Annotated in this window: 9 protein-coding genes; 8 read left to right on the top strand and 1 reads right to left on the bottom strand. The window is 69.8% G+C overall.

Features of this window, described 5'->3' with window-relative positions; translation table 11 throughout:
- Window positions 1–34 precede the first annotated feature (34 nt).
- The 5 genes from panD to GSF22_RS07875 all read left to right on the top strand — a co-directional run bounded on the left by panD (window position 35) and on the right by GSF22_RS07875 (window position 5,009).
- The gene (gene panD, locus GSF22_RS07895; protein ID WP_208812367.1) at window positions 35–460 is read left to right on the top strand and encodes an aspartate 1-decarboxylase; all 426 of its coding nucleotides are present in this window, start codon (window positions 35–37) and stop codon (window positions 458–460) included.
- Window positions 461–578: 118 nt separating this feature from the next.
- A complete protein-coding gene (locus tag GSF22_RS07890) occupies window positions 579–1,481 on the top strand; it encodes a septum formation family protein (protein ID WP_208812365.1) in 903 nt (300 codons plus the stop codon).
- Window positions 1,482–1,546: 65 nt separating this feature from the next.
- A complete protein-coding gene (locus tag GSF22_RS07885; protein ID WP_208812363.1) occupies window positions 1,547–3,241 on the top strand; it encodes an L-aspartate oxidase in 1,695 nt (564 codons plus the stop codon).
- Window positions 3,238–4,122: a carboxylating nicotinate-nucleotide diphosphorylase gene (gene nadC, locus GSF22_RS07880; RefSeq protein WP_208812361.1), complete on the top strand. Its 885-nt coding sequence runs from the start codon at window positions 3,238–3,240 to the stop codon at window positions 4,120–4,122. Before GSF22_RS07885 ends, nadC begins: the two co-directional genes overlap by 4 nt.
- A gap of 128 nt (window positions 4,123–4,250) precedes the next feature.
- Entirely contained in the window at window positions 4,251–5,009 is a 759-nt protein-coding gene (locus GSF22_RS07875) for a type III pantothenate kinase (RefSeq protein WP_208812360.1), read from the top strand.
- A 37-nt stretch (window positions 5,010–5,046) separates the two neighbouring features.
- Here the strand turns inward: GSF22_RS07875 and GSF22_RS07870 are convergent, their stop codons facing one another.
- Window positions 5,047–5,796, bottom strand: coding sequence for a class I SAM-dependent methyltransferase (locus GSF22_RS07870; RefSeq protein WP_208812358.1), 750 nt, complete (start codon window positions 5,794–5,796; stop codon window positions 5,047–5,049).
- 90 nt (window positions 5,797–5,886) lie between these two features.
- Between GSF22_RS07870 and lysS the strand changes: the two genes are divergently transcribed.
- From lysS to GSF22_RS07855, 3 genes are all read left to right on the top strand, one after another.
- A complete protein-coding gene (gene lysS / locus GSF22_RS07865) occupies window positions 5,887–7,395 on the top strand; it encodes a lysine--tRNA ligase (protein ID WP_208812356.1) in 1,509 nt (502 codons plus the stop codon).
- Window positions 7,396–7,503: 108 nt separating this feature from the next.
- The gene (locus GSF22_RS07860) at window positions 7,504–7,854 is read left to right on the top strand and encodes a histone-like nucleoid-structuring protein Lsr2 (protein ID WP_208812354.1); all 351 of its coding nucleotides are present in this window, start codon (window positions 7,504–7,506) and stop codon (window positions 7,852–7,854) included.
- 592 nt (window positions 7,855–8,446) lie between these two features.
- Window positions 8,447–10,981, top strand: a complete 2,535-nt coding sequence (locus GSF22_RS07855; protein ID WP_244366607.1) for an ATP-dependent Clp protease ATP-binding subunit — start codon at window positions 8,447–8,449, stop codon at window positions 10,979–10,981.
- Window positions 10,982–10,983: the final 2 nt, after the last annotated feature.

Raw genomic sequence — 10,983 nt, 5'->3', positions numbered from 1 at the left:
GCCCACGACCGACCGTCCCGCCGGAGAGGCAACCATGTTCCGCACCATGCTCAAGTCCAAGATCCACCGTGCCACGGTGACCCAGGCCGACCTGCACTACGTCGGCTCGGTGACGGTGGACCAGGATCTGCTGGACGCCGCCGACCTGCTCCCCGGCGAGCAGGTGGCGATCGTCGACATCACCAACGGGGCGCGGCTGGAGACGTACGTCATCCCGGGCGAGCGGGGCAGCGGGGTGATCGGCATCAACGGGGCCGCCGCCCACCTGGTGCACCCCGGCGACCTGGTCATCCTCATCTCGTACGGGCAGCTGGACGACGCGACCGCGCGGACGTACCAGCCCCGGATCGTGCACGTCGACGCGGCCAACCGGGTCATCGAGCTGGGCACCGACCCGGCGGGCGCGGTACCCGGGATGGTCGGTGACCCGGTCCGTGGGGACCTGACCGTCACCGGCTGACCCCGCCCCGGTCCCCGGTCGTCCCGGGGAGGGCCGCTTCCGGTCTGTCACCGGACGCCCCCGTCTGGTTACCCTAGGCCGGCGCCGTCCGGATCGCCGGCGCATGGGGAGGGCCGTGATGCGCCGTTGGTCGTTACGGAGCCTGGCGCTGGCCGGTGCTGCCGTGCTGCTGCTGGCCGGGTGCGGTGCACCCGGTGGGGTGGACGGTGACCTGGTCGACGACTGGCCCGCCTTCGGGCAACCGGAGGCGTTCACCCCGCCGGCCGGTGTCTGCCTGGCCGCCGACTTCGCCGAGACGGTCTACCTCTCCGCGTTCAACCCGGTCGACTGCACCGCGCCGCACCGGGTGGAGACCGTGCACGTCGGGGCGTTCCCCGGTGACCCACCGGCCCTGCCTGCGGCCGGCTCGGCCGAGTTGCGGGCCGCGTACGCCGAATGCGACGCGAAGGCGACCGGCTACGTCGGCGGGGACTGGCGGGCCGGCCGGCTCTGGCTCGGGGTGGCCCTGCCCCCGGCGTCCGCGTGGTCCGGTGGTGCCCGCTGGTTCCGCTGCGACCTGACCGAACTGACCAGCGTCGAGTCCAACGGCGAGGTGGTCAGCCGGACCGCCGGCCTGCGCGACGCGCTCAAGGCCGACAGCCCCCTGAAGCTGGGTTGCTACACCGCGAAGCTGGACCGGCAGCGCACGATCGAGGAACTGGTGGCCGCCTCCTGCACCCGACCGCACAGCGCGGAGTTCGTGGGCGCCTGGCGGGCTCCGGAGAACGTGGCCTACCCGGTCCGGGACCGGGACTGGGCACGGTTCTACGACGAGTGCCGCAACCAGATCGGCCGGTACGTGGGCCTGGCGGACGACCCGAACCTGCGATTCCGGGTCGGTGTGGTGGCGGTCCCGGGCAAGGCGGCCCAGTGGAAGGCCGGCGACCGGGGCGTGCGCTGCTACCTGTGGCTGAGTGACCGGACGGTCAACCGGTCGCTGCGCAACGCGGGGGCGGCGGCCCTGCCGATCCGGACAGGCTGACGGTTGTTTCACTTTCTCCGGCCCCCGCCCGGCGGGCCGGTGGTCCGGCGCGGTTGACTGTGGGGATGGAGCTGCCGACCCTCGACCTGCCCGCGCTGCCCCACCTGCTGGCGGCCCCCGCACCGGGCTGGGTGGAGACCACCGACGTCATCGTGGTCGGTTCGGGGGTGGCCGGGCTGACCGCCGCACTGCACCTGCGCGAGGCGGGCCTGCACGTCACGGTCGTCACCAAGGTCAACATTGACGAGGGTTCGACCCGCTGGGCCCAGGGCGGTATCGCCGCCGTGCTCGACCCGCACGACACCCCGGCGGCACACGCCTCGGACACCGAGATCGCCGGTGTGGGGCTCTGCGACCCCGGAGCGGTCCGGGTCCTGGTCGAGGAGGGCCCGGTACGGCTGCGGGAGCTGATGCGGATCGGCGCGGAGTTCGACCGCAACCCGGACGGGTCGCTGATGCTGACCCGGGAGGGCGGGCACCGGGCCGACCGGATCGTGCACGCCGGTGGTGACGCCACCGGGGCGGAGGTGCAGCGGGCCCTGCACGCCGCGGTCCGCCGGGACCCGTGGATCCGGCTGGTGGAGCACGCGCTCGTGCTGGACCTGCTCCGGGCCCCCGGCGACGGCCCCGACGGGCTGGGCCGGGCCTGCGGGATCACCCTGCACGTGCTCGGCGAGGGCAGCGAGGACGGCGTCGGCGCGCTGCTGGCCCGCGCGGTCGTCCTGGCCACCGGCGGGATGGGCCAGGTCTTCGCGGCCACCACGAACCCGGCCGTGTCGACCGGTGACGGCGTGGCCCTGGCGATGCGGGCCGGTGCCGCCGTCACGGACATCGAGTTCGTCCAGTTCCACCCGACCGCCCTGATCACCCCGGCGGGCACCGGGGTGCCCGGTGCCGGTCCGGCCCAGCAGCCACTGGTCTCCGAGGCGCTGCGGGGCGAGGGCGCCCACCTGGTCGACGCGGACGGCAAGCGGTTCATGCTCGGCCAGCACGAGCTGGCCGAACTGGCCCCGCGTGACGTGGTGGCCAAGGGCATCCACCGGGTGCTGCTCGCCACCGGGGCGGACCACGTCTTCCTCGACGCCCGGCACCTGGGCGGTGACTTCCTGACCCGACGCTTCCCCACCATCGTGGCGTCCTGCCTGGCCATCGGGGTGGACCCGGCGGTCGACCTGATCCCGGTCGCCCCGGCCGCCCACTACGCCTCCGGCGGGGTCCGTACCGACCTGCACGGCCGGACCTCCATCCCCGGCCTGTACGCCTGCGGCGAGGTGGCCTGCACGGGCGTGCACGGCGCCAACCGGTTGGCCAGCAACTCGCTGCTGGAAGGGCTGGTCTTCTCCCGGCGGATCGCCGAGGACATCGCCGCCGGGCTGCCGGAGCAGGAGCAGCCGGCCCCGACCGGGGCGTGGCTCGGTGGCGCCGGCTGGGTGGTACCGCCCGGGGTGCGGGCACCGTTGCAGCGCGCGATGACCCGGGGCAGCGGGGTGCTCCGCTCGGCGGACACGCTGACCGCAGCCGCCGGGACGCTCACCGACCTCGGGACGGGCCGGGGCATCCCGGGGACCGCCTCCTGGGAGGCGACGAACCTGATCACCGTGGCGTCGGCGCTGGTCGCTGCCGCGTACGCCCGGCAGGAGACCCGGGGGTGTCACTGGCGGGAGGACTTCCCGACCGCCGACGGGCGGTGGCGCGGGCACCTGGTGGGTACGGTCGGCACCCGGAACCGGTTGACTCAGCACTGGGAGGAACTGCGGTGAACCCATCCACGGAGGCGGCGCTGCGCGCCGACGGGCTGGACCCGGCGGCGGTACGACGGATCATCGACACGGCGCTGACCGAGGACCTGGGTCCGGAACGCCTCGACGTGACCAGTGCCGCCACCATCCCGGCCGACCAGGTGGACACCGCCGAGCTGGTGGCCCGGGCGGACGGGGTGGTGGCCGGTCTGCACGTCGCGGCGGCCGTCTTCCAGCTGGCGGCGGCGGGCTCCGGGCGTACCGTCGAGGTGGTGCTGCGGGCCCACGACGGCGACCGGGTGGCACGCGGGGCGGTGCTGGCCACGGTGACCGGCCCGACCCGGCACCTGCTCACCGCCGAGCGGACGGCGCTGAACCTGCTCTGCCGGATGTCCGGGGTGGCCACCCACACCCGGGCCTGGGCGGACGTCCTGGCGGGCAGCAAGGCGACCGTGCTGGACACCCGGAAGACCACTCCGGGGCTGCGGATCCTGGAGAAGTACGCGGTCCGTGCCGGTGGGGGCACCAACAAGCGGATGGGCCTCTACGACGTCGCGATGATCAAGGACAACCACAAGCTGGCCGCCGGTGGGATCACCGCGGCCTACCAGCGGGTCACCGAGTCGTTCCCGGGGCTGCCGGTACAGGTCGAGGTGACCACGGTGGTCGAGGCGGTCGAGGCGGTCGAGGCGGGGGCCGACTTCCTGCTCTGCGACAACATGACGCCGACGCTGCTCACCGAGGTGGTCGCCGCGGTGGGTGACCGGGCGGAGCTGGAGGCGACCGGTGGGCTGACCCTGGACGTCGCGGCGGAGTTCGCGGCCACCGGGGTGGACTACCTGTCGGTCGGCGCGCTCACCCACTCCGCACCGATCATGGACATCGCACTGGACCTCCGGTAGGTCTGAGCAGCCCGGTGGGCCGACGTCCGACCGTCCGGCCGGGGCGGTCGGGCGCGGCGGCTGTGATCCGCCGGGCCGGCAGGTGGCGGTCCGCGCCGGTCGCCATCCGGGTTGTCTAGGCTTCCAGCGTGCTGCTCTGCATCGACATCGGAAACACCAACACCGTGCTCGCCACCTTCGACGGCGACAAGCTGGTGCACTCCTGGCGGATCAAGACCGACGCCCGCTCGACCGCCGACGAGCTGGGCCTGATGTTCCGGGGGCTGCTCGCCGGTGACGCGGTGGAGATCAGCGGCATCGCCGCCTGCTCGACCGTGCCGGCCGCGCTGCGCTCCCTGCGGACCATGCTCTCCCGGTACTACGGCGAGATCCCCAGCGTGGTGGTGGAGCCGGGGGTGCGGACCGGGGTGCAGTTGGCCATCGACAACCCCAAGGAGGTCGGCTCCGACCGGGTGGTCAACACCCTCGCCGCCTACACCCTCTACGGCGGCCCGTCGATCGTGGTCGACTTCGGTACGACCACGAACTTCGACGTGATCAGTGGACGGGGTGAGTTCCTCGGTGGCGCGTTCGCGCCCGGCATCGAGATCTCCTTCGACGCGCTCGCCGCCCGGGCCGCCCAGCTACGCAAGGTCGAGCCGACCCGGCCCCGGTCGGTGATCGGCAAGAACACCGTCGAGTGTCTCCAGTCCGGGATGTACTTCGGGTTCGCCGGGCAGGTCGACCGGATCGTCGAGCGGATGGTGGAGGAGTTGGGCGAGGTCCGGGCGGTGATCGCGACCGGCGGCCTGGCCCCGGTGGTGATCGGGGAGTGCCGGACCATCACCCACCACGAGCCGATGATCACCCTGATCGGGCTCCGGATGGTGTACGAGCGCAACATCTGACCGGCCGTACGGTCCGTGGCGGCTTCGGCCCGCCCGGTCAGTCTGCGCGGCGGGCCGCCCGGACCACGATCGTCCGGTACGGCAGTGCGAACGAGTCCCGGCCGGCCAGGTCGGGATGGTCCGTGGTGAGTTCCCGTACCGCCCGGTCCAGTTCCCGTTGCCGGGTGGCGTCGGCGGTGAGGTGGTACGAGCGGGTCCGGAGCATGCCGAGCAGCTGCTCCGGGCCGAGGGTGACGTGGTGCCGGAACTCGGCCCGTTCCACCGGCCCGAACCGGTCGCCGAAGGAGTCCCCCACCTGCCCGAGGGAGTCCTCCGCGCGGTAGCCCGGTCCGCCGACGATCCGGGACAGGGCGGCGACCCAGTCGACCGAGTCGTCGCGGATGTTCCAGATCGGGGCGAACATCCCACCCGGGCGGAGCAGGCGCGCGATCTCCGGATGCGCCCGCTCCCGGTCGAACCAGTGGTACGCCTGACCCGCGACCACCGCGTCGGCCCACCCGTCCGGCAGCGGCACCGCCTCGGCGCTGCCCGACAGCGCGGTGGTACCCGGGGTCGCCGCGGCGAGCTGCGCCCGCATGCCCGGGTCCGGCTCGACGGGCGTGACGGTGTGTCCCAGGCCGAGCAGGACGCGGCTGAGGATGCCGGTGCCGGCGCCCAGATCGACGACGCGGGCCGGACCGTCGGTACCGACCGCCCAGGCGACCGCCGGAGCCGGATATCCGGGGCGGAAGCGGTCGTATTCGCCGGCTGCCGCCCCGAATGAGAGCGCCTGGGTGGTGTCGGTCATGGCCGGAGGTTATCCGGTGAACAGCTCCGGAGCACTTGAGTACGCTCGTGCCTTGACACCGCCCGATATCTCCATCTGAGGACGCATGCCGTGACCGAGCAGACCACCCCGCCGATCGACCCCGCCGACGACCTTCCGGAGCAGATGCGGGTCCGCCGGGAGAAGCGGGACCGGCTGCTCGTCGAGACGGGTGACGCGTACCCGGTCGGCTACCCGAGGACCGCGACGCTCGCCGAGATCCGCGCCCGGTACGCCGAACTGCCGACCGACACCGCCTCCGGGGACACCGCCGCCGTCACCGGTCGGGTGATCTTCATCCGGAACACCGGCAAGCTCTGCTTCGCCACCCTGCGGGACGGCGACGGCACCGAGTTGCAGGCGATGCTCTCCCTCGACCGGGTCGGTGCGGACCGGCTCGCCGACTGGAAGCGGCTGGTCGACCTCGGTGACCACGTCGGGGTGACCGGTGAGGTCATCACCAGCCGGCGCGGCGAGCTGTCGGTGCTCGTCGACACCTGGGCGGTCACCGCCAAGGCGTTGCGCCCGCTGCCGGTGGCGCACAAGCCCTTGAGCGAGGAGGCCCGGGTCCGGCAGCGTTACGTCGACCTGATCGTCCGGCCGCAGGCGCGGCAGATGGTACGCACCCGCGCCGCAGCCGTACGCAGCCTGCGGGATTCGTTGCACGACCGGAGTTTCGTCGAGGTCGAGACCCCGATGTTGCAGTTGATCCACGGTGGCGCGGCGGCCCGGCCGTTCGTCACCCACAGCAATGCACTCGACACGGATCTCTATCTCCGAATCGCTCCGGAACTGTTTCTCAAGCGCGCGGTGGTCGGCGGGATCGACCGGGTCTTCGAGATCAACCGCAACTTCCGTAATGAGGGGATCGACTCTTCGCACTCGCCCGAGTTCGCGATGTTGGAGGCTTACGAGGCGTACGGGGACTACGACACGATGGCCACCCTCGCCCGTCAACTCGTGCAGGAGGCAGCGGTCGCCGTCAGTGGCTCGACCGTCGTCACCCACGCCGACGGTACGGAGCTGGACCTGGGTGGTGAGTGGCGTTCGGTCACTCTCTTCGGGGTGCTTTCCGAGGCGCTCGGTGAAGAGGTCTCGGTAACCACGGAACGGGCCCGGCTGGCGCAGTACGCCGAGAAGGTCGGTATGGCGGTCGACCCGAAGTGGGGGCCCGGCAAGCTCGCCGAGGAACTCTTCGAGGAGTTGGTCGTCCCGGGCCTTCGGGAGCCCACCTTCGTGCGCGACTACCCGGAGGAGACCAGCCCGCTCACCCGGAGCCACCGGGAGCAGCCCGGCCTGACCGAGAAATGGGATCTCTACGTGCTCGGATTCGAGCTGGGCACGGCGTACTCGGAGCTGGTCGACCCGGTGGTCCAGCGGGAGCGGCTGGTCGCCCAGGCGCAGCTCGCGGCCCGTGGCGACGCCGAGGCGATGCGGCTGGACGAGGACTTTCTCCGGGCCATGGAGTACGGAATGCCGCCGGCCGGCGGCATGGGAATGGGAATCGACCGGCTCCTGATGGCCCTCACCGGCCTGGGAATTCGGGAAACGATCCTCTTCCCCTTGGTCCGCGCGGAGTAGTCGCCAGGTTCTCGTTCCGTAGTTTCGCCGTCCTATTGACGCGACAAGCATCGTGAGCGCTATTGTGCTCTTGTTTGCAGGAGAACCTGCTCGAAAGGAACGTGGCACGTGGCCAAGCAGATCATTCACAAGCTGGTCGATGACCTGGACGGCGGGGACGCGGACGAGACCGTCAAGTTCTCGCTCGACGGGGTTCAGTACGAGATCGACCTCTCGAAGAAGAACGCCGGTAAATTGCGGGAGCTATTCGCGCCCTACGTCGCGGCCGGATCGAAGGTCGGTCGGGGTGGGGTGGTCGTCGGCGGTCGTGCTGCGCGCGGGCGTGGTGGGGCCACCGCCGACCGGGAGCAGAACAAGGCCATCCGGGCCTGGGCCAAGAAGGAAGGCCGGGAGATCTCCGACCGGGGTCGTATCCCGCAGGAGATCGTCGACGAGTACCACGCCAAGGCCGGGCGCTGAACGGTCCGACCGACGGTCGTCGACGCCGGTCCGGAGGGTGCTCCGGGCCGGCGTGGTGCTTCCCGGCCCCGCCGAGGCAGGGTGTCCGGCTTCTGTTTTTTAGGCGTTTTGTTCACACATGGTGGGATCCGTGGCCGCAGGGTGGTCGGTTTCCGGGTGCCCGGCGCTGTCGGGCGTCGTGGTGGCGTCACCGGTCAGCCGGTCGGGATCTTCCCGGCGGCGGTACCGGTCAGCGGCCGGGATCTTCCCGGCGGACCGGGAAGAATCCCCCGGAGGCGGCTGTTGTCCACAACCGGTGGATAGTTTGTCCACAGCCTGTGGATGGCCGACCGGTCCCCGGTGGTCACCGCTGGCGCGTTGAATTTCGCTATGCGCGTAGAGGCGGGCGGTCCGGAACAGCCTCTGAGCGGGGACAGTTGATAGGAACGACGCGTTCGCGGGCCCGGCCAGCAGCACACGACCTCTGCCGGACCGGTTCGCGACGATAGAGTAATGAGGCACGGACGTTCGTCTTGGACGTCCGGGCACCGGCCCCGCCGAGATTCTTGACCACCAAGATCGAGTGCGCACGGCACGTGAGGAGCACGAGGGCATGTTCGAGCGGTTCACCGACCGAGCGCGACGGGTTGTCGTCCTGGCCCAGGAAGAGGCCCGGATGCTCAACCACAACTACATCGGCACGGAACACATCCTGCTTGGCCTGATCCACGAGGGTGAGGGCGTCGCGGCGAAGGCTCTGGAGAGCCTGGGCATCTCGCTTGAGGGTGTCCGCCAGCAGGTCGAGGAGATCATCGGCCAGGGCCAGCAGGCTCCGGGCGGTCACATCCCGTTCACCCCGCGGGCCAAGAAGGTCCTGGAGCTGTCGCTGCGTGAGGCGTTGCAGCTCGGCCACAACTACATCGGCACGGAACACATCCTCCTGGGTCTGATCCGGGAGGGTGAGGGCGTCGCCGCCCAGGTGCTGGTGAAGTTGGGTGCCGACCTGAACCGGGTGCGGCAGCAGGTCATCCAGCTGCTCTCCGGCTACCAGGGCAAGGAGCCGGCGGCTGCGGGTGCGACGACGGGCGAGGCCGCTCCGTCGACGTCACTGGTGCTGGACCAGTTCGGTCGTAACCTGACCCAGGCGGCCCGGGAAGGCAAGCTCGACCCGGTGATCGGCCGGTCCAAGGAGATCGAGCGGGTCATGCAGGTCCTGTCCCGGCGGACGAAGAACAACCCGGTGTTGATCGGGGAGCCGGGTGTGGGTAAGACCGCGGTGGTCGAGGGTCTGTCCCAGAAGATCATCAAGGGTGAGGTGCCGGAGACGCTGAAGGACAAGCAGCTGTACACCCTGGATCTGGGGGCGTTGGTTGCGGGTTCGCGGTACCGGGGTGATTTCGAGGAGCGTCTGAAGAAGGTGCTCAAGGAGATCCGGACCCGGGGTGACATCATCCTGTTCATCGATGAGATCCACACTCTGGTGGGTGCGGGTGCCGCGGAGGGTGCGATCGACGCGGCGAGCATCCTGAAGCCGATGTTGGCGCGGGGTGAGTTGCAGACCATCGGTGCGACGACGTTGGACGAGTACCGCAAGTACGTGGAGAAGGACGCGGCGTTGGAGCGGCGGTTCCAGCCGATCCAGGTGGGTGAGCCGTCGTTGGCGCACACGATCGAGATCCTGAAGGGTCTGCGGGATCGGTATGAGGCGCATCACCGGGTGTCGATCACGGATGCGGCTCTGGTGGCGGCGGCGACGTTGGCGGACCGGTACATCTCGGATCGTTTCCTGCCGGACAAGGCGATCGATCTGATTGATGAGGCGGGTGCGCGGATGCGGATCCGTCGGATGACGGCGCCGCCGGATCTGCGTGATTTCGATGAGCGGATCGCTCAGGTGCGTCGGGACAAGGAGTCCGCGATCGATGCGCAGGACTTCGAGCGTGCTGCGCAGTTGCGGGACAAGGAGAAGCAGCTGCTGGGTGCGAAGGCGCAGCGGGAGAAGGAGTGGAAGGCGGGGGATCTGGACGTCGTCAGTGAGGTTGACGATGAGCAGATCGCGGAGGTGCTCGGGAACTGGACCGGTATTCCGGTGTACAAGTTGACCGAGGAGGAGACGTCGCGGTTGCTGCGTATGGAGGATGAGCTGCACAAGCGGGTCATCGGCCAGGAGGACGCGGTGAAGGCGGTGTCGAAGGCGATTCGTCGGACGCGGGCGGGGTTGAAGGATCCGAAGCGTCCGTCGGGGTCGTTCATCTTCGCGGGTCCGTCGGGTGTGGGTAAGACGGAGTTGTCGAAGGCTCTGGCGGAGTTCCTGTTCGGGTCGGAGGATGCTCTGATCCAGTTGGACATGTCGGAGTTCCATGACCGGTACACGGTGTCGCGTCTGGTGGGTGCGCCGCCTGGGTATGTGGGGTATGACGAGGGTGGGCAGTTGACGGAGAAGGTGCGCCGTCGTCCGTTCTCGGTGGTGTTGTTCGATGAGATCGAGAAGGCTCATCCGGATGTGTTCAACACTCTCCTTCAGATTTTGGAGGATGGGCGGTTGACGGATGGTCAGGGTCGGATCGTGGACTTCAAGAACACGGTGATCATTCTGACCACGAACCTGGGTACGCGGGATGTCGCGAAGGCGGTGTCGTTGGGTTTCCAGGCTTCTGAGGATTCGGAGTCGAACTACGACCGGATGAAGCAGAAGGTCAACGATGAGTTGAAGCAGCATTTCCGGCCGGAGTTCCTGAACCGGATCGATGACACGATCGTGTTCCATCAGTTGCGGCAGCAGGAGATCCTGTCGATCGTGGACATCATGGTCGCGCGGATCGAGTCGCAGTTGCGGAACAAGGACATGGGTCTGGAGTTGACCGACAGCGCGAAGAAGTACCTGGCGGTGAAGGGTTTCGATCCGGTGTTGGGTGCGCGGCCGTTGCGTCGGACGATTCAGCGGGACATCGAGGACAACCTGTCCGAGCGGATCCTGTTCAACGAGTTGACCCCGGGTCAGATCGTGGTGGTCGACTGTGAGGGCGATCCGGACAACGTCGACAAGTCCAAGCTGGTCTTCCGGGGCAGCGGACGACCGACGGAGGAGTTGGTCGCGGCCGGCGTCGACGCTGCCACCACCGACGGGACCAGCGGCGGCCAGGAGTAGAC

Source organism: Micromonospora echinofusca, from assembly GCF_017614955.1.
Classification (GTDB): domain Bacteria; phylum Actinomycetota; class Actinomycetes; order Mycobacteriales; family Micromonosporaceae; genus Micromonospora; species Micromonospora echinofusca_A.
The sequence above is the reverse complement of the archived record's forward strand: the minus strand, read 5'-3'. Positions and strand labels throughout refer to the sequence as shown.

Bases quoted from the DNA above. Each gene is read 5' to 3' on its own strand.
- panD (WP_208812367.1), top strand. From the start codon at position 35: ATGTTCCGCACCATGCTCAAGTCCAAGATCCACCGTGCCACGGTGACC.
- GSF22_RS07890 (WP_208812365.1), top strand. From the start codon at position 579: ATGCGCCGTTGGTCGTTACGGAGCCTGGCGCTGGCCGGTGCTGCCGTG.
- GSF22_RS07885 (WP_208812363.1), top strand. From the start codon at position 1,547: ATGGAGCTGCCGACCCTCGACCTGCCCGCGCTGCCCCACCTGCTGGCG.
- GSF22_RS07870 (WP_208812358.1), bottom strand. From the start codon at position 5,796: ATGACCGACACCACCCAGGCGCTCTCATTCGGGGCGGCAGCCGGCGAA.
- GSF22_RS07855 (WP_244366607.1), top strand. From the start codon at position 8,447: ATGTTCGAGCGGTTCACCGACCGAGCGCGACGGGTTGTCGTCCTGGCC.